This window comes from Chromobacterium haemolyticum, from assembly GCF_009936155.1.
Classification (GTDB): Bacteria; Pseudomonadota; Gammaproteobacteria; order Burkholderiales; family Chromobacteriaceae; genus Chromobacterium; species Chromobacterium haemolyticum.
On record NZ_AP019312.1, the window covers coordinates 1345479 to 1364283 of the forward strand.

An 18805-nucleotide genomic window follows, 5' to 3' on the forward strand; every position below is an offset into this window, starting at 1 on the left:
AATAATGGGATAGCGCGGTATCAGAAGGCGGTGCGGACTGGCAGTCTCTTTTCCAGTCGCAGGAAGACGCGTTCTATCAGCCAGGCCAGCGCGAAATAGATCAGCGCCACGGTCAGCAGCGGTTCGTAGGTACGCAGGGTTTGCGCGCGCACCAGGTTGGCGGCGCCCAGCACGTCCATCACCGCCACGGTGGAGGCCAGCGCGGTGGATTTGAGCAGCAGCACGGTTTCGCCGGCCAGGGACGGCAGCAGGATCAGCAGCGCGCGCGGCAGCCAGATGCGCCGCGCCGTGGTCAGCCGCGACATGCCCAGCGCGCGGGCGGCTTCCAGTTCGCCCTTAGGCACGGCGGCCAGGCCGCCGCGCACCACTTCGCCCACATAGCCGGCCACGCTCAGCGCCAGCGCCAGGGCCACGTACCAGAAGCCTTCGCGCAGGAAAGGCCACAGCGGGCTGTCGCGCAGCGCCGGAAAGCCGGCGAACAGGCTGCCCAGACCGTAATAGAGCACGTAGATCTGCACCAGCAGCGGGGTGCCGCGGATCAGGTTGGTGAAGGACAGGCTGAGCCAGGCGAGGAAGGGTTGGCGGGACAGCCGGGCAAAGCCCACCGCCACGGCCAGCGCGAAGCCCAGGCTGCCGGAAAGCAGCAGGAGTTGCACGGTGACGGTGACGCCGCGCCAGAGCATGGGGCCGTAGTCTTGCAGCCATTGGAAGTTCATGCGGGTCTCCCGTTCACAGCGCCGGTTGCCAGCGGCGGAAGCGGCGTTCAATCAGACTGAAGCCGGCGTTGGACAGCAGGGTCATCAATAAGTAGATGGCGGCCACGGTCAGATAGAACAGCAGGTACTGACGGGTGGAGCCGGCGGCCTGTTTGGTGGTGAACAGCAGTTCGCTGTAGCCCACCACGCTGATCAGCGCGCTGTCCTTGATCAGCACCAGCCACAGATTGGCCAGGCCGGCCAGCGCGTAGGGCATCATCTCCGGCAGGATCACGCGGCGCGCGGTCAGCCAGCGGCCGCAGCCGAAGGCGCGCGCGGCTTCGATGTGGCCGTGCGGTATCGCCTGCACCGCGCCGCGCATGATTTCCGCCGCGTAAGCGCCTTGCACGATGCCCAGCACCACGATGGCGGCGGCAAAGCCGTTCACCTCCACTTGCGGCTGGCCCAGCAGCGCCGCCAGCGCGTTGATGGCGTCCCCGCCGGCGTAGTAGAGCAGCAGGATGAGCAGCAGCTCCGGCAGCGAGCGGCATACGCTGGTGTAGGCGTTGGCCAGCCGTTTGAGCAGCGGGTGGCCGCCCAGTTTGACCAGCGCAGTGGCCAGGCCTATCACCAGGCCGAGCGCGAAAGCCCCCAGCGAGATTTCCAGCGTGACCACGGCGCCTTGCAGCAGGGCGGGGCCCCAGTCGCGGACTACGGCGTCGTAGGCTTGTTGCAGTGCATCCAGCATATAGGCTCTCCCTGGGGCGGCGCGGGCTGGCGGGGCGCTGTCACTTGGCGTCCGGCGAGATGTTGACCTTGAAGTATTTCTTCTGGATGGCGTCGAAGCTGCCGTCGGCGCGCAGTTGCAGGATGGCTTGGTCGAACTGCTGCTTGAGCGCGGTGTCGGCCTTGCGCAGGCCGGCGCCTATGCCGGGGCCGAACAGCGGGTCCTTGGGCGCCAGGCCCTTGGATTCCAGGCCGGCGCCGTCCTTGCCGCCGAGGAAATCGCTGGCGGCCAGCGCGTCCAGCAGCATCAGGTCCACGCGGCCGGCGACGAGGTCGGCGTTCAGTTCGTCCTGGGTGTTGTAGTAACGGATGGCGGAGCCGGCGCCGTAGTATTTCTTCAGGAAGTTGGCGTTCGTGGTGGCGGATTGCACGCCCAGGGTCTTGCCCTTGAGGCCGGCCGGGCTGAGGACGGTTTTCTGGCCCCTGGGGCCGACGAACTCAGAGGCGGTGTAGTAGTAAGGCAGGCTGAAGGCGATGACTTTTTCCCGCTCCGGGGTGATGGACATGGAGTTGAAGATCACGTCTATCTTCTTGCTGTTGAGCGCGGGGATGATGCCGTCCCAGGACACTTCGGTGATCTGACAGTTTTGCTTGAGGCGCTGGCACAGTTTGCGCACCAGTTCCACTTCAAAGCCGCTCCATTGGCCGTTGCTCTGTTTGATGGTGAACGGCGGGTAGGGCTCGGCGGCGATGCCGATGCGCAGCGGATTGGCGGCGGCCGCGGCGGCACAGCACAGGACGGCGAAGGCGGCGATGAGGGTGCGGAGTGAGTTCATGGGGTTTCTCCCTGGGGGCGTCAGGCGTTGACAAACTGGCGGCAGCGTTCGCTGCGCGGCGCGGCGAAAACCTGTTCCGGCGGACCGGCTTCCTCGATGCGGCCCTGATGCAGGAACAGCACCTTGCTGGACACTTCGCGGGCGAAGGCCATTTCGTGGGTGACCAGCAGCATGGTGCAGCCTTCCTCGGCCAACTGGCGTATCACCCGCAGCACTTCGCCCACCCGTTCCGGGTCCAGCGCGGAGGTGGGTTCGTCGAACAGCATCACCGCCGGCCGGGTGGCCAGCGCGCGGGCAATGGCCACCCGCTGTTGCTGGCCGCCGGACAAGAAGGCCGGATAGGCCTGGCGCTTGTCCGCCATACCCACTTTCTCCAGCAGCGCCTCGGCCAGCGCCACCGCTTCGGCGCGCGGCTGGCGCAGGACGCGCACCGGCACCTCGATCAGGTTTTCCAGCACCGTCATGTGCGGCCACAGATTGAAGTTCTGGAACACCATGCCCAGCCGCGAGCGCAGCCGGTCCACCTGGCGCGGGTCGACCGGCGCGCGCCGGCCGCGTTTGTCGGTGCGCAGGGCGATTTCCTCGCCGGCGATCAGCACCCGGCCGTCGTCCGGGACTTCCAGCAGGTTGAGACAGCGCAGCAGGGTGCTTTTGCCGGAGCCGCTGGCGCCGATCAGCGACACCACTTCGCCGGCGGAGGCGGCGAAGGAGACGCCGTCCAGCACGACTTGGCTGTCAAAGCGCTTGCGCAGGTTTTCCACCGCGACGATGGGCGTGGGGGGAGGGTGGATGGCGGGGGCGGGGTGATGCATGGGCTCTCCTCCTTGCGGCTGTGGCAGCCTGCTGTTGGGTACCTCGAAAAACCTACTGCGCGGTCCGATAGCGGCGTTGCTCCGTTGGCGTGCGATGCGTAAGCCTCGCTCAGCCACAGGCTTCCTCGCTGTACTGCTTGTACTAGCTCGGTCGCTGTGCGCGGTGCGCCTTGCTCTCGAACCGCTCGCTACGGTTTTCGAGGTCCCCGTTATTGTCAGTCGCGTGTGGGCGCGGCTCTGCTGAGTGTGGCAACATCCATGCCAGCGGGCCTGTTTTTTAATTGCATGAATTTAAAAGGGTTTTGCGCTTGCTCGCGGCGACAAAAACCGTCAATACTGCAACTATTCATAAAAACGCCGAATTTTTGGCACCCGTGCTGATGGTGCGGAGTAGAGGGGGGGAGATGGACGCGGACCTGAGCCAGGGCATTGCGCTGTTTGGCGATTTCTTCGACGCGATCGGCCTGTCGGTGGCCATCATCGATCAGGACGGGCGCTACGCCTATTACAACCAGGAGTGCTCGCAGCTGGACGACTACACCGCCGAGCAGGCGCTGGGGACTTATCTGCTGGAGCTGTACCCGGAGCTGGACGAGAACAGCAGCACGCTGTTGCAGGCGCTGCGGCAGGGCCGCAGCTATCGCAATCATTACCAGCGTTACCGCAACCCCAGAGGCAAGGCGGTGCACCAGGTACACACCACGCTGCCGCTGAAGCGCGCCGACGGCCGCATCGTCGGCGCGGTGGAATTGTCCCGCGATCTGGCCGTGGTCAGCCCGCTGCATCAGGCGCTGGTGGACTTGCAGCAGGGCGTGGCGGAGGAGGGCGACGGCGGGCTGACCGGCATCATCACCGACGACGCGGCGATGAAGCAACTGATCCATCAGGGCCGGCGGCTGGCCCGCGCCGACGTACAGGTGTTGATCCACGGGGAAACCGGCACCGGCAAGGAATTGTTCGCCCGGCTGCTGCACCAGGAGGGGCCGCGCGCCGAGCGTCCCTTCGTGGTGCTCAATTGCGCTGCGCTGCCGGAGCCGCTGTTTGAAAGCACCTTGTTCGGCACCGTGCGCGGCGCCTTCACCGGGGCCGAGGACCGGCGCGGGGTGCTGGAGTCCGCCCACGGCGGCACCCTGTTTCTGGACGAGATCAACTCGCTGCCGCTGTCCATCCAGGGCAAGCTGTTGCGCGCCTTGCAGGAGGGCACGTTCAGCCGGGTGGGCTCCAGCGCCGAGGTGCGCGTGGATGTGCGGGTGGTGGCCGCCAGCAACGAGTCGCCGCAGCGGATGCTGGACGAGCGCAAGATCCGGCCGGATCTGCTGTACCGGCTGAACGTGGGCAGCCTGGCGGTGCCGCCGCTGCGCGAGCGGCTGCGGGACATCCCGCTGCTGGCGCAGTCCTTTTTGCGCAAGCACGGCAAGGTCACCGGCCACCGCGTGCAGCGCATCAGCCACGCGGTGATGGAGCGCATGCTGCGCTATCACTGGCCGGGCAATGTGCGCATGCTGGAAAACGTGCTGTTGCGCAGCCTGATCCTGTGCGAAGGCGGGGACGAACTGGACTTCCTGCTGTTGGAGGAGGAGGGCGAGGCGGCGCAGCGGCGCGCGGAAGAGCGGCGGCCGCCGGCCCCGCCGCCGCCGGACGCCGAGGGCACGCTGGAGCAGCGGATGGCGAGCTATGAGCGCCGGCTGTTGGTGGATTGCCTGGAGGGCTGCGCCAATCTGACCGAGGCGGCGCGCCGGCTGGGCCTGCCGCGCGCCACCTTGCAGTACAAATTGAAGAAGCACGGGATACAGCTGGCGCGCACGGTGCTGGGGTGAGCTGGGGAGGTCTTTAGAGCCTGTTTACGATCTGCTGCGCGTCGTGGACGCGTTACACGGTAAGTACGGCTTCAGAATGCTCATGTACCACTTGTACACTCCGCTTCTTCAGCCGCAACGCCTTGTCTCGCCTTAGCCCGCGAGATCGTGAACAGGCTCTTAGGCCTGCTAACAAAACCGCGCAGCGTACCTGAGCCAAGGCGCGCCGACGCAGGCAGTACAAGTGGTACGACCAGGAGGCGCAACGCAGGATCAGGGGTTTTGTTAGCGGGCCTTAGTCACAAATCCAGCACCAGCGGCCCGCTCCCCGCCGCTCGCGACACGCAGATCATGATGCGCTCCCGCCGCTCCGCCTCGCTCAGGTATTGGTCGTGGTGCTCGGCGTCGCCGGCCAGCAGCCTGGTTTCACAGCTACCGCAATAGCCTTCCCGGCATAGACAGTCCGGCCGCAGCGAGCTCTGCCGCTCTATCGCCGCCAGAATGGATTCGTCGGCGTCCACCCGTAGCCGCAGGCCGGAGCGGGCCAGTTCCACCTCGAAGCCGGCGCTCTCGGCCACCGTGTCGGCGCTGAAGCGCTCATAGTGCAGCCGCCCGGCCGGCAAGCGCCGCGCGCAGGCGTCCGCCGTCGCTGCGATCAGCCGTTCCGGCCCGCAGACATACACCTGGCTGTCCGCCGGCGCGGCGGCGATCAAGGCGTCCAGGTCCAGCCTGCGGCCGGCTCGGCTCTCGTACAGGCGGATTCTGGCGTCGCCGCGCTCGCTTCGCTCGGCCAGTTGGGCGGCGAAGGCGGCGCTGGCGGCGTCGCGGAAGGCGTAGTGCAGCTGGTAGTTGGCGTCATCGCCCAGCGCCGCCATATGGGCGATGAAGGGGGTGATGCCGATGCCGCCGGCGATGAACAGCCGCGTGCCGGGAGCGGCGGCCAGCGGAAAGCGGTTGGCCGGCGCTTGCACCCGCAGGCGGCTGCCCGGCTGCAGCGCGTGCAGATAGCTTGAGCCGCCCCGCGAATCCGGCTCGCGCTTGACCGCGATGCGGTAGACACCGCCGCCGGGGTCCAGCAACGAGTAGGCCGCCGGCCGGCCCGGCGGCGGCATGTCCACCACGATGTGGCTGCCGGACGGGCAGGGCGGGGCCGGACCGTCCAGCGGCCGCAGGGTGAAGGCCTTGACCCCGGCGGCCACTTCTTCGATGGCGCAGATTTCGGTGACGATGGCGGGCATGCGCGGCGCTCCGGTTCAGCCGCGGTAGGCGGCGGCCACCAACTGGTGGAAATGGGCGATGCCGTGTTCGCTGATGCCGCTGCGCTGGCTGTCCGCCATGATGCGGCCCTGGCCGCGGTAGCCGCGAGATTGCAGCCCGCGCTGCACGCTTTCCACCAGCCGCAGGTCCTCGGGGCGGAATTCGTCGCGCGCCCAGCTGACGAAGCGGCGCTGTTCCTCGTTCAAATCCTGATTGAGGAACAGGACTTCATAATGCTGGACGGTGACGCCGGCGGATTCCGGAAACTCGTAGATCACCGTCATCGCCGCGTCGCCGGGCACCACATTGAACATCACGCCGGGCCACAGCCAGTAGCCGTTGAAGGCCTGGTTGGCGGCCTCGCCGTCAAAGGCGTAGCTGCTGTCGCTGGATTGGGCGGCGCCGCGCTGCAAGGTCCAGCGGCCGTGGAAGCTGTGGGTGTAGCCCTCGGTGGACACTGATTGCGAGAAACTGGGGTGGGCCGGCGCGCAGTGGTAGCACTCCATATAGTTGTCGACGATGACTTTCCAGTTGGCCGGGGTGGTGGTGACCACGCGTTCGGCCACTTTCAAGTCCGCCACTTGCGGGCACACTTGCATGAAGTGCTCTTGCAGGCCGGCGTATTCGACCTCGATGTCCGGCGCGTCCGGGTCCATGTTGACGAAGACGAAGCCGCAGTATTCGGCCACCCGCAGCGGGCTCAGATGGCTGCCGACGCGGTCGAAGTCCGCCACCTGCTCGCAGTTGCGCGCGTGCGCCAGCTGGCCGTCCAGCTTGAAGGCCCAGGCGTGGTAGGGACAGGTGATCACATTCTTGGCTTGGCCGCTGCCGCTGAGCAACTCGTGGCCGCGATGCGGACAGACGTTGTAGAAGGCGCGCAGCACACCGTCGCGGTCGCGCAGCAGCAGGATGTTCTCGCCTATCACCCGGCGGGTGACGTAATCGTTGGGCCGGGCCAGCTCGCTGCCGTGGCACAGGCACAGCCAGGACTTGGCGAAGATCTGTTCTTTTTCGTACTGGAATACTTCGTCGGCGGTGTAGCAGCGCGCCGGCAGGGTGTGAGCACGGTCGATGTCGCTGCAGAAATCGGCGGGCAGTTGCGGCGCGGCGGGCGGGAGCTGGATGGCGGCGTGCTGTTGCATGGCGGGACTCCTTCAAAAGCCTTTGAGTGGGGGACGGCTGTCGATGATTTAACGGTTTGCCGGCGGCGGCGGAGCGGATGGCGGCGACGCTTACTTTTCATTGCGCGACAATTTGCATTAGCGCGAACCGGGCGCTCGCGCTTATGCTGGGCTTTGAACTGGGAGGGAGGGCACGGTGGACGAATACCATTTTCTGTTGTTGCCGGAGTTTTCCTTCATTGGCTTTGCCGCCTTGATGGAACCCTTCCGCATCGCCAACCGTTTTCAGCCCGGCGCCAGCCGCTGGCGGCTGCTGTCCGTGGATGGTCAGGCGGTGGCGGCCAGCAACGGCATCGCGCTGATGGTGGACGGCGCGCTGGCGGAGGCCGGGCCATGCACCTGTCTGTTCGTGGTCAGCAGCTTCCATCCGCTGCGCCATTACACGCCGGAGCTGGGCGCGGCGCTGCGGCGGCTGGAGCGCGGGGGAGTGATGCTGGGGGCGATAGACACCGGCTGCTTCATCCTGGCCGAGGCCGGCCTGCTGCGCGGCGAGACGGTGACGCTGCATTGGGAAGCGATTCCGGCCTTCCGGGAACGCTACCCGCAGGTGACGGCCAGCCAGGAGCTGTTCCTGACCGAGAAGCGGCCCACCTCCGCCGGCGCGGCGGCCGGGCTGGACTTGGCGTTGGCCTTGCTGGCGCGACGCCACGGCCGCGAGCTGGCGCTGGCGGTGTCCGAACAACTGGTGCAGGGCCAGATGCGCAGTCCGTCCGAGCATCAGCGCCTGCAAGTGGCCAGCCGCTATCAGGTGCACAACAAGAAGCTGGCGCAGGCGATACGGCTGATGGAGGAGCAACTGGAGGACCCGTGGCCGCCGGAGGAACTGGCCGCGCGCTGCGGCGCCACCCGCCGCCAGCTGGAGCGCTTGTTCCGCGCCCATCTCAAGGCCTCGCCGGCGGAGTTCTACCGCGCGCTGAGGCTGGACCGCGCCCGCTGGCTGCTGCGCCAGACGGAGCTAAGCGTGGTGGAGATCAGCGTGGCTTGCGGCTTTGAGTCGCCGTCCTATTTTTCCCGCGCCTATCGCAAGCGTTTTGACCGCAGTCCAAGGGAAGATCGCGAGGACCGCAGCGGCGCTTGAGAAGCTGTTCTAAGAACGTGTTTACGGTCTCGCGAGCTAAGGCGAGACAAGGCGAAAACGGTTGAAGAAGCGGAATGTACAGGTGGTACATGAGCATTCTGAAAGCGTTTTCAACGCCGTATCGCCGACGCGCAGCAGATCGTAAACAGGTTCTAAGCGGTTTTCGTCTTGTCTCGCTCTTGCTCGCGAGACTTTGGAGCGTTCCGGAGCGGCGGGCATTGGCTGGCCGCGGACGGTATTATCGGGTACTGTTGAGGGTTTGGATTGGCGCGGACGGCGCGCCTCCATAAAATAACAGGGCAAGCCCCAAAATCGCCCTACGCTGGAGAAACCCGAAAATGGCCATCATCCGTCAGGAAGACTTCGTGCAAAGCATTGCCGACGCCTTCCAGTTCATCAGCTATTACCATCCCAAAGACTATATCGACGCGCTGTACCAGGCGTATCTGAAGGAAGAAAGCCCGGCGGCCAAGGACGCCATGGCGCAGATCCTGATCAACAGCCGCATGTGCGCCGAAGGCAAACGCCCGATCTGCCAGGATACCGGCATCGCCGTGGTGTTCCTGAAAGTGGGCATGAAGGTGCAGTGGGACGCCGAACTGTCGGTGCAGGAGATGGTGAACGAAGGCGTGCGCCGCGCTTACCTGAACCCGGACAACAAGCTGCGCGCCTCGGTGCTGCTGGATCCGGCCGGCAAGCGCCAGAACAGCAAGGACAATACCCCGGCGGTGGTGCATTTCGAGATCGTCGAAGGCGACGGCGTGGAAGTGACCTGTGCCGCGAAGGGCGGCGGCTCGGAGAACAAATCCAAGTTCTACGCGCTGAATCCGTCCGACTCCATCGTGGACTGGGTGCTGAAGACCGTGCCCACCATGGGCGCCGGCTGGTGTCCGCCGGGCATCCTAGGCATCGGCATCGGCGGCACGCCGGAGAAGGCGATGCTGCTGGCCAAGGAAAGCCTGATGAGCCACGTGGACATTCAGGATTTGAAAGCCAAGGCCGATAGCGGCGCGGAACTGAGCCGCGTGGAGCAACTGCGCCTGGAGCTGTTTGAAAAGGTCAACGCGCTGGGCATCGGCGCCCAGGGCCTGGGCGGCCTGACCACGGTCTTGGACGTGAAGATTCTGGATTACCCCACCCACGCGGCCAGCCTGCCGGTGGCGATGATCCCCAACTGCGCGGCCACCCGCCACGTGCACTTCCACCTGGACGGCAGCGGCCCGGCCGTGCTGGAAGCGCCCCGCCTGGAAGACTGGCCGGACATCACTTACGACAACTCCAACGGCAAGCGCGTCAACCTGGACGCCATCACCCCGGAAGAAGTGCAAAGCTGGCAGCCCGGCGACGTGTTGCTGCTCAACGGCAAGATCCTCACCGGCCGCGACGCCGCGCACAAGCGCATGGTGGACATGCTGAACAAGGGCGAGAAGCTGCCGGTGGACTTCACCAACCGCTTCATCTACTACGTGGGCCCGGTGGATCCGGTGCGCGACGAAGTGGTGGGCCCGGCCGGCCCCACCACCGCCACCCGCATGGACAAGTTCACCCGCCAGATGCTGGAGCAGACCGGTTTGCTGGGCATGATAGGCAAGGCCGAGCGCGGCCCCACCGCGATCGAGGCGATCAAGGACAACAAGGCGGTCTATCTGATGGCCGTCGGCGGTTCCGCCTATTTGGTGTCCAAGGCGATCAAGGCCTCCAAGGTGGTGGCTTTTGAAGACCTGGGCATGGAAGCCATTTACGAGTTCGAGGTCAAGGACATGCCGGTGACGGTGGCGGTGGACTCCTGTGGATCCAGCGTGCACAACACCGGTCCGGCCGAGTGGCGCGTGAAGATAGGCAAGATTCCGGTGGTCCCGGTGTAATGCTCGCATGAAAGAAACGGTCGCCTTTGGCGGCCGTTTTTGTTTGCGCCGGCGGCGCTTGAAAACGGTTTGATCCAGACCAAAGTCGGGCGGCGAACCGTCGCCTATGCTCGGCGGCACACCCTTATTTCTCCGCCCGCATGTTGACCGAATTTTCATTGATCCTGACCTTGTTGCAGCAGATGTGCGTTTACCTGGTGATCGCCTATCTCTTGTCCAAGACGCCGCTGTTCATCCCGCTGACCCAGGTCACCATCCGCCTGCCGCACAAGCTGGTGTGCTATCTGGTGTTCTCGGTGTTCTGCGTGATGGGCACTTATTTCGGCCTGCACATCGACGATTCCATCGCCAACACCCGCGCCACCGGCGCGGTGCTGGGCGGCATGCTGGGCGGACCGTGGGTGGGGTTGGCGGTGGGCTTCACCGGCGGCTTGCATCGTTATTCGCTGGGCGGGGTCACCGCCGGCGCCTGCATGGCGTCCACCATGGCCGAAGGCTTGCTGGGCGGGCTGGTGCACCGTTATTTCGTGCGGCGCGGTCAGGTGGGGCGGGTGTTCGACCCGCTGGCGGTGGCCGCGGTGGCGCTGCTGGCCGAATGCCTGCAGATGTTGATTCTGCTGGCGGCGGTCAAGCCCTTCGCCGCGGCCTGGCATCTGGTGCGCAGCATCGCGCTGCCGATGATGATAGCCAACACTCTGGGCGCGGCGATGTTCATGCGTATCCTGCTGGACCGGCGCGCGCTGGCGGAGAAGTATTCCTCCGCCTTCTCTTCCAAGGCGCTGCAGATCGCCGCCCGCGCCGAGGGCGTGCTGCGCCACGGCTTCGACCGCGACAATTGCATGACCATGGCGCGCATCCTGTACGAGGAGCTGGGCGTGGGCGCGGTGGCGCTGACCGACCGCGAGCGGCTGCTGGCCTTCATCGGCGCCGGCGCCGACCACCACTTGGCGGGCACGCCTATCACCTCGCCGCTGACCCAGCGCGCCATTGCCGCCAACCAGGTGGTGTACGCCGACGGCAACGAGACGCCTTACCGCTGCTCCATCAGCCCGGCGTGCAAGCTGGGCTCCTCGCTGGTGATCCCCTTACGCGGCGAGGACGAACGGGTGATCGGCACCATCAAGCTGTACGAGACGCGCAACAAGCTGTTTTCCGGCATCAACCTGACCCTGGGCGAGGGCATCGCCCGGTTGCTGTCCAACCAGATACTGCAAGGCAAGTACGAGCAGCAGAAACAGCTGCTGGCCCAGACCGAGATCAAATTGCTGCACGCCCAGGTCAATCCGCATTTCCTGTTCAACGCGCTCAACACCCTGTCCGCGGTGATACGCCGCAACCCGGAGCACGCGCGCCAGCTGGTGCAATACCTGTCCACCTTTTTTCGCAAGAACCTGAAGCGTTCCAGCGAGATGGCCACGCTGGGCGACGAGATAGACCATGTCAGCGCCTATCTGCGCATTGAGGAGGCCCGCTTCGCCGGCCGGCTGCAAGTGGAGATCGAGGCGCCGGAGGCGGCGCGCCGGGCCGAGCTGCCGGCGTTTTCCCTGCAGCCGCTGGTGGAGAACGCGATCAAGCACGGCACCTCGCAATTGCTGGAGCCGGGGCGCATCCGCATCGCCGCCCGCTGCGACGCGCAAGGCCTGCGGGTGACGGTGGAGGACAACGCCGGGCTCTACCGCAAGCCGGAGCAGAGCGACGGCCTGGGCATGTCGCTGGTGGACCGCCGCATCCGCGCCCGTTACGGCGAGGCCTACGGGGTGGCGGTGGACTGCGCGCCTGAGCTTTACACCCGGGTCAGCCTGCTGCTGCCCTGTCGCTGTCCGCGGGCGGACGAACAGCGCGGCGGAGCGGCGGCGTGAGCGCGGCCGGCCTGCCCAGCGCGCTGCTGGTGGACGACGAGCCGCTGGCGCGCGACGAATTGCGCCAGCTATTGCAGGCCGCCGGCGGCCTGGACATCGTTGGCGAGTGCGGCAACGCGGTGGAGGCCATCGCCTTCATCCATCGCCGCAAGCCGGACGTGGTGTTTCTGGATATCCAGATGCCGCGCATCAGCGGCCTGGAGATGCTGGCGATGCTGGACCCGGAGTCCATGCCGCAAGTGGTGTTCGTCACCGCCTACGACGCCTACGCGCTGCAAGCCTTCGAAGAGCATGCCTGCGATTACCTGCTCAAGCCGGTGGACCCGGCGCGGTTAGCCAAGACCCTGGCGCGGCTGCGCCAGCGCGCCGCGCCGCCGCCGGAGGCGGTATGCGGCTTGGCGCCGTTAAGCCTGATTCCCTGCCAGGGTGTCAACCGCATCGTGCTGTGCCGGCTGGAAGAGGTGGCCTATGTCTGTTCCCGGCTTAGCGGCGTGTACGTGGTGGACGCCGCCGGTGTGGAACGCTTTACCGAGCTGACGCTGCGCACGCTGGAAGAGCGCACGGATTTGTTCCGCTGCCACCGGCAATATCTGGTGCGCTTGTCTGCGATCCGGGAAATCCTGTTCGGCGACAACGGCGTGGCCACCGTCTGCACGCTGGACGGCCACAGCTTGCCGGTTAGCCGTCGGTATCTGAAGCCCTTGAAGGACGCATTGGGTATCGCGAGCTAGCGGCCGCCCGTCCGAATGCGCCGCGCAGCCACCGCGGGTGTGCTACACCTCAGTCCAGGGGGAAACATTCGATGGCAAAACAATTACTGCTTTGCGCGGCTTGGGCGCTGGGCTGCGCGCCCGGCTTGCTCCTGGCCTGCAACGGCACGGCGACGCAGGACAGTTCGCCGAACATCACCCGGCCGGATCTACACGGCATCGCCGTCTTCCTGCCGCAATTGTTGGAAAACAACCAGACCAGCCCGTTCGCCGAACTCTTGCATGTGGTGGCCAGACATTACAAGGAAGGCAAGATCAGCTTCAGCATAGAGCCGGTCAAGCGCGTGTACATGGATACCAGCGACAAGAACGCGGACTTTCGCTTCCCCATCATGAAGCTGCGCGAAGGCGCCGATGACGCCACGCCCTACCAATTCACCAAGGAGATGCTGGGCAAGGTCACTTTCGTGCTTTACACCCACAAGAACAAACCCTTGGACAGGGAAGACGTGCTGCGCATGGCCAATCTGGCCAAGTACGACATTGAGGCGCCGCCGGTGAACTGGGGCTTCCCCAGCAAGAGCGTGGTCAACCTGGAACTGTCGCTGAAAAAGCTGAACCTGGGCCGGGTGGACGGGGTGTTGTGGGCGCAGGAGGAGGCGGATTATCTGGTGCGCAAGTTCAAACTGAGCAATATCCACCGTGCCCGCTTCGACGACTACCCGGATGTGTTCTTCCTCAACTGCAACCGCCGCGGCGACTTCGTCCACCAGGCGCTGAACCGGGCCATCCGCGCCGCGCGCGCCAGCGGCGAACTGCAGAAAGCCTACGTTAAGGTGCATAAGCCGTATCAGGACTGGCAGCCCTGAGCGCCGTTCGCTCCGCTCCAGCCGCCGCTGGCGACGCCATACTGCCGCTGAGCCGGTTTCCGCCCCACGGAGTCCGCGCCCGCGCGTAAGTTCCGGGTGAGACTATCACCGGAGCTGACAAAAATGGATCACGCATTGACCTTCGTGATCGCCACCCTTTGCATACTTGCCATCTGCTACCGCCTGTACGGGGTGTTCTTCACGCGCAAGGTATTGGGTGTCGATGATAGCGCCGTGACACCGGCGCATGAATTGCAGGACGGCAAGGACTATGTGCCCACCAGCAAGTGGGTGGCGTTTGGCGGCCACTTCGCCGCTATCGCGGCGGCCGGCCCATTGGTGGGCCCGGTGCTGGCCGCCCAGTACGGCTATCTGCCCAGCATGTTGTGGTTGTTGATAGGCTGTGTGATAGGCGGCGCGGTGCACGACACCGTGGTGTTGTTCGCCTCGATGAAGCATCACGGCAAATCCTTGTCGGAAGTGGCCAAGACCGAGCTAGGCCCCTGGGCCGGCTGGTGCACCGGCCTGGCCATGCTGTTCATCATCACCATCACCATGGCCGGCCTGTCCATGGTGGTGGTGCATGCGCTGGAGCGCAATCCCTGGGGCGCGTTCGCGGTGAGCATGACCATTCCCATCGCCATCGCCGTCGGCCTGTGGGAGCGTGTCACCGGCAACATGAAGAACGCCAGCTATGTCGGCGTCGCCGCTATCATGGCCTGCGTGTTCGCCGGCCCCTACATCCAGGGCACCGCGCTGGGCGAGCTGCTGACGCTGAAGGCGTCCACCGTGTCCCTGCTGCTGCCCGTCTACGCCTTCTTCGCCACCGCGCTGCCGGTGTGGATGCTGCTGACCCCGCGCGCATGTCTGTCCAGCTTCATGAAGATAGGGGTGTTCGGCCTGTTGGTGGTGGGCGTGGTGTTCATCAACCCGCAAATCCAGTTCCCCGCCGTCACCCAGTTCATCCACGGCGGCGGCCCGGTGCTGGCCGGCCCGGTATGGCCGTTCATCTCCATCACCATCGCCTGCGGCGCCATCTCCGGCTTCCACGCCTTCATCGGTTCCGGCACCACGCCCAAGCAGATAGACCGCTGGAGCGACATCCTTCCGGTGGGCTTCGGCGCGATGCTGGCCGAATGCGTGGTGGGGGTGATGGCCTTGATCGCCGCCACCGCGCTGCATCCGGCGGATTACTTCGCCATCAACTCCGCGCCGGACGCCTTCGCCAAGCTGGGCATGCAGGTGGTGAACCTGCCGCAGCTGTCCCAGGAAATCGGCCTGGACCTGTACGGCCGTACCGGCGGCGCGGTGACACTGGCGGTGGGCATGGCGGACATCTTCACCCGCATCCCTTGGTTCCATAATCTGGCGTCCTATTTCTTCCAGTTCATGGTGATGTTCGAAGCGGTGTTCATCCTCACCGCCATTGATTCCGGCACCCGCGTCGCCCGCTATCTGATCCAGGACTTCGTCGGCGACGCCTGGGCGCCGCTTAAGCGCACCGATTGGATGCCCGGCGCCATCGGCGCGTCGGTGGTGGCCTGCCTGCTGTGGGGCTATCTGCTGAACTCCGGCGATATTAATTCGGTGTGGGCCTTGTTTGGCGTGTCCAATCAGCTGATGGCGTCCATCGGCCTGATCATCGGCGCCACCATCATCCTGCGGCTGTCACACAATCGCGCTTACATGATGACCTGCCTGGTGCCGTTAGCTTATCTCTACGTCACCGTCAATTACGCCGGCTACTGGATGATCAAGCACGTTTATCTGAACCCGGCGGCCAAGGGCTACAACCTGTTCAATGCCGCCATCTCCATCGCCATGCTGGCGCTGGGCTTGGTGATCCTGCTCTCCGCCTGCCGCAAGTGGATGGAGCTGCTGGCGCGGCCGGCGCCGGACGCGAGCCGGGAACTGGCCGCCGCCAAGGTTTGAGCCGCTTGATCAAAATTGGGGTAAGACTTGGCCCGCTGGAAACAGCGGGCCTTTTTTGCGCCAGGGCCCTGAGAGCCTGTTTACGTTCTTGCGAGCAAGAGCGAGACAAGGCGAAAACGGCTGAAGAAGCGGAATGTACATGTTGTACATGAGCATTCTGAAGACGGCACTCATCGCACAATCTCTCTACCGACGCGCAGCAGATCGTAAACAGGCTCTGAGAAAGCCAGAGGGCGCTGTCTCACCCCCTGGCGGATGTCAGCGCTTAGTGACGTAGTCGGGCAGAGCGCTGATCTTCTTCTCGTAGTCCGGCACGTCGATCTTCCCGGCGTTGTTGCCGTTGCCCTGAATCATCGACGGAATCGCCACTGAATGTCGCGCCATAAGCCAACCCAGGACGGTTTCATCCGCCTCGTCGGGAGCTTGTGGCCCGGTGATGGATTCATATCCTAAGGTACTATCCAGTGTGACGTTGCGGCCAAACAGGCGGCTCATCTCCCTGAGCGCCGCGGCCTCGTCGCTGAGCGGCTGGCTGGTGCGGAACAATTGGGGTAGAGCGGTTCTAGGCACGTAGATGCGCATCATGATGCCGCGAGAGCGGGGGTTGTCGTTGTCCAGCGCGTAGCCGTAAGCGACTTCCGGATTGCCGGCGATGTAGAAGCCCTTCCAGATCGGTGGTAGCTCCTGGGTGCGGGGCGTGATGCCGCCGGTGACGATGCTTCTCGCTGCGATGGTTGAGCCGCCGTGATAGCCGGCGAAGACATAGCCCTGGTCCAGCAGCCGCTGATGGGTGGCCAGCAGGCGCTCCTGGCTCCAGTTGCGGGTGGTGCCGTTGGCGAGGAATTCCACCGGCTCGCCCGGCGCGAAGAAGCTTGAGCCGGGGTGGTACTCGAGGTTGACGTGGGCGCCGTCGGCGTTGGCGGCGGCGCAAGGCTCGCTGTCGGCCGGGCACGTCAGCGACAGCACGTCCGCTCTTTGCGCGTCATCGGCGCTGGCGCCAGGATGATAGTCGAGGTAGGTGTCCAGAAGGGCCTCCGCCTCGGCCAGGCCTTCGCGGGCGAGTCCCGGCGTTTCGCGCACCGCGGTGCCCAATTGCTCCAGCGCCACCGGGTCTTGCGCGCCGCTGACCGGGCGGGAATGGATCAAGTCATCGACCACCTGGCGGAAACGGTCGAAGGACAGCCGGGTGGCGATGTATAGCCCGACGATGTTTTCCACCCGGAAGCCGCAAGCGGACAGCTCTTCCCAGCCCCTGGGCTGGCGGCTGCGGGCCAGCGACTCCAGCGGGATGCCGCAGACGCGGTGGGCGGACAGCGCGCCCAGTGCGTTTTCCTTGCTGAAGTGCACCCGGTGCTGGATGGGCGCTTTGGCCAGCGGCTTGAATTCATTGATCTGCGGCTTGCCGGCCACCACCTTGTACAGCGCGCCTTCCCAGGTCTTGTTCAACTGGCAGCGGTTTTGGGTGACGTAGTTGTAGATGGCGTCCAGCGGGTCCAGCCAGCACAGCAGGACGCCGCTATGCCATTCGCTCCAGCGCTTTTGGCGGTTGTGCTGCGCTGGCGCGGCGGTGTAGCCCACGCCCGGCCAAGACAGGATGATGTCATTCCTCGGATTGGCGGAGCTGAACGCCAGCTTGGCCTTGTCCGGCCAGCGCGCCAGCGCGGTGTCGTCCAGGTCCACGCTGTACAGTGGCGAGTGATCGACGATCTTCTTATTGCTGTCCATGTCCATGATGAACAGCTTGATGCTGGTGGGCGCGTCTTTGCCGATGGGCACCGCCCAATTCAGCGTGAACCATTCAGTGCGGCGCTTATGCGTGAATTTCTTGACCTTGCCGTCCGGGGTGGCCAGTTCAATGGTCAAGGTGCCCGGCGCGTGACCGGTGCCCTGGCCGTCGTTGATCCGGACCTTGGCGAAATCGTCGATCTTGATGGTGGCGCTGTTATTGGCGGCGGTGGTGAAACGGTCTTGCACGAACATCGAGTAATACAGCACGCCTTCGTCCGGCGACGGGGTGATTTGTAGCGGCAATGAGGTGCTGATGAATTTACCCGGTTCCGCCGGGGAGAGAATGCAGTTGTCCACGCATTGTTTGAAGATTTCGAAATCGGTTTTGATGACGGAACTGGCGGCTTGTTTGAAACTGGCTGTTTGTGCCGTTCCGGCGGCAAAGGGGCTGGCTTCGTCGGTTTCGCACGCGGACAATAAGGGAATCAGGCCCGCGGCAAGGGCAAGGCTTTTATACAATCGCATATGGCGCTCCTAAGTGATGGAATGAAGCGAGCGAGCCATTGTTGTGATCATTTTTTTAAATGATTGAATTTTGTATTTACAGTATTCCGGTGTTTGTTTTTTAAGGTCAATGGTAAATAATTACAGTTCCATGTCATTGATTTTGATTGTTAAATTGATTTTTAGGAAAGTATTAAATAAAGATAGTTGTGTAAGAACATTGTCGTTTTTTCTATTGGTTCGATGGCTGGGGTTTTGAATGTGGATGGCATTTTATTGGGCGAGGGTTTTTTTATTGCGGGGAGAGAATGGAAAGCGGAATGGCGATGCGGTTTCAATCCGACCACCTTGGCTTGACGTAATGCGCCGGCGTGTCAACAATTTCCGTCTGCGTACCGCTGCGGCATTGTCAGTGTCGGCGTAGGCGTTAATGGCGGGCGCTGGCGGGGAGCCCTCGCGGGCTGCCGGTTCCAAGATGCCGGTCTGTCAACCCTGTCAGGCGCCTGCCGCCTCCATTCTGCGTTGTCTTGAGGTATCCGCCTGACTTGCCAACCGCCTCTGTCAGCCGTCGTGTGGCATCGTTAATGTCGGAGCAGGAGTCAATGGCGGGCGCTGGCGGGGAGCCTCTCTGTGGGCTGCCGGTTCCGATATGCCGGTCTGTCAACCCTGCCAGATGCCTGCCACTCCCGCTTGCTTGTCCAAGATGGAGTCTGGCCGGGTGACAAACATTCGGGATCTATTGTCTGTGTTGGTGCACGCGTCAATGGCGGGCGCTGGCGGGGAGCCCTTGCGGGCTGCCGGTTCCGATATGCCGGTCTGCTAACCCTGTCAGCTGCCTGCCGCTCCATTTACGGTATTTGGAGGAGGAATGCCTGAGACGGCTAAGCTGCGGACCGCGCCGCCTTGACTTATCCTCCCCGCTCGCCAACAATCCCCGCGTGCCGTCGCAATCTCGGC

The 18805-nt window shown here is 64.5% G+C and carries 14 protein-coding genes; 7 read left to right on the forward strand and 7 right to left on the reverse strand.

Annotated features, from left to right (window positions below):
* Positions 1 to 20: 20 nt before the first annotated feature.
* Genes GYH29_RS06355 through GYH29_RS06370 form a run of 4 tightly spaced genes read right to left on the reverse strand, consistent with a single transcriptional unit; the run spans position 21 to position 3069 of the window.
* Positions 21 to 716 carry an ABC transporter permease gene (locus tag GYH29_RS06355; RefSeq protein ID WP_161523382.1) on the reverse strand — a complete coding sequence of 232 codons (696 nt, stop codon included), beginning with the start codon at positions 714 to 716 and terminating at the stop codon, positions 21 to 23.
* Positions 717 to 729: 13 nt separating this feature from the next.
* Positions 730 to 1443, reverse strand: coding sequence for an ABC transporter permease (locus GYH29_RS06360; protein WP_019101254.1), 714 nt, complete (start codon positions 1441 to 1443; stop codon positions 730 to 732).
* A 40-nt stretch (positions 1444 to 1483) separates the two neighbouring features.
* Positions 1484 to 2257 carry a transporter substrate-binding domain-containing protein gene (locus tag GYH29_RS06365; RefSeq protein ID WP_043593760.1) on the reverse strand — a complete coding sequence of 258 codons (774 nt, stop codon included), beginning with the start codon at positions 2255 to 2257 and terminating at the stop codon, positions 1484 to 1486.
* Positions 2258 to 2277: 20 nt separating this feature from the next.
* On the reverse strand, positions 2278 to 3069 hold the full coding sequence (locus tag GYH29_RS06370; protein WP_161523383.1) for an ABC transporter ATP-binding protein: 792 nt from the start codon (positions 3067 to 3069) through the stop codon (positions 2278 to 2280).
* Positions 3070 to 3473: 404 nt separating this feature from the next.
* Between GYH29_RS06370 and GYH29_RS06375 the strand changes: the two genes are divergently transcribed.
* Positions 3474 to 4886, forward strand: a complete 1413-nt coding sequence (locus tag GYH29_RS06375; RefSeq protein ID WP_043593758.1) for a sigma-54 interaction domain-containing protein — start codon at positions 3474 to 3476, stop codon at positions 4884 to 4886.
* 278 nt (positions 4887 to 5164) lie between these two features.
* On the opposite strand, the gene GYH29_RS06380 is transcribed toward GYH29_RS06375, so the two are convergent.
* Complete coding sequence (locus GYH29_RS06380) at positions 5165 to 6103, reverse strand: PDR/VanB family oxidoreductase (RefSeq protein WP_161523384.1); 939 nt, start codon at positions 6101 to 6103, stop codon at positions 5165 to 5167.
* Positions 6104 to 6118: 15 nt separating this feature from the next.
* On the reverse strand, positions 6119 to 7264 hold the full coding sequence (locus tag GYH29_RS06385) for an aromatic ring-hydroxylating oxygenase subunit alpha (RefSeq protein ID WP_161523385.1): 1146 nt from the start codon (positions 7262 to 7264) through the stop codon (positions 6119 to 6121).
* Positions 7265 to 7439: 175 nt separating this feature from the next.
* On the opposite strand from GYH29_RS06385, the gene GYH29_RS06390 reads away from it, so the two are divergent.
* The 6 genes from GYH29_RS06390 to GYH29_RS06415 all read left to right on the forward strand — a co-directional run bounded on the left by GYH29_RS06390 (position 7440) and on the right by GYH29_RS06415 (position 15616).
* Positions 7440 to 8381: a GlxA family transcriptional regulator gene (locus GYH29_RS06390; protein ID WP_232060528.1), complete on the forward strand. Its 942-nt coding sequence runs from the start codon at positions 7440 to 7442 to the stop codon at positions 8379 to 8381.
* A gap of 338 nt (positions 8382 to 8719) precedes the next feature.
* Complete coding sequence (locus GYH29_RS06395; RefSeq protein ID WP_081575917.1) at positions 8720 to 10246, forward strand: fumarate hydratase; 1527 nt, start codon at positions 8720 to 8722, stop codon at positions 10244 to 10246.
* 158 nt (positions 10247 to 10404) lie between these two features.
* Positions 10405 to 12105, forward strand: coding sequence for a sensor histidine kinase (locus tag GYH29_RS06400; protein ID WP_269473800.1), 1701 nt, complete (start codon positions 10405 to 10407; stop codon positions 12103 to 12105).
* Positions 12102 to 12836: a two-component system response regulator BtsR gene (gene btsR, locus GYH29_RS06405; protein WP_232060529.1), complete on the forward strand. Its 735-nt coding sequence runs from the start codon at positions 12102 to 12104 to the stop codon at positions 12834 to 12836. Before GYH29_RS06400 ends, btsR begins: the two co-directional genes overlap by 4 nt.
* Positions 12837 to 12907: 71 nt before the next feature.
* Positions 12908 to 13684, forward strand: coding sequence for a type 2 periplasmic-binding domain-containing protein (locus GYH29_RS06410; RefSeq protein ID WP_043593750.1), 777 nt, complete (start codon positions 12908 to 12910; stop codon positions 13682 to 13684).
* A 123-nt stretch (positions 13685 to 13807) separates the two neighbouring features.
* Positions 13808 to 15616 (forward strand): carbon starvation CstA family protein, encoded by a 1809-nt coding sequence (locus GYH29_RS06415; protein ID WP_019099955.1) that lies wholly within the window; start codon positions 13808 to 13810, stop codon positions 15614 to 15616.
* 258 nt (positions 15617 to 15874) lie between these two features.
* On the opposite strand, the gene GYH29_RS06420 is transcribed toward GYH29_RS06415, so the two are convergent.
* Complete coding sequence (locus tag GYH29_RS06420; RefSeq protein WP_118266775.1) at positions 15875 to 17869, reverse strand: exotoxin A binding domain-containing protein; 1995 nt, start codon at positions 17867 to 17869, stop codon at positions 15875 to 15877.
* Positions 17870 to 18805: the final 936 nt, after the last annotated feature.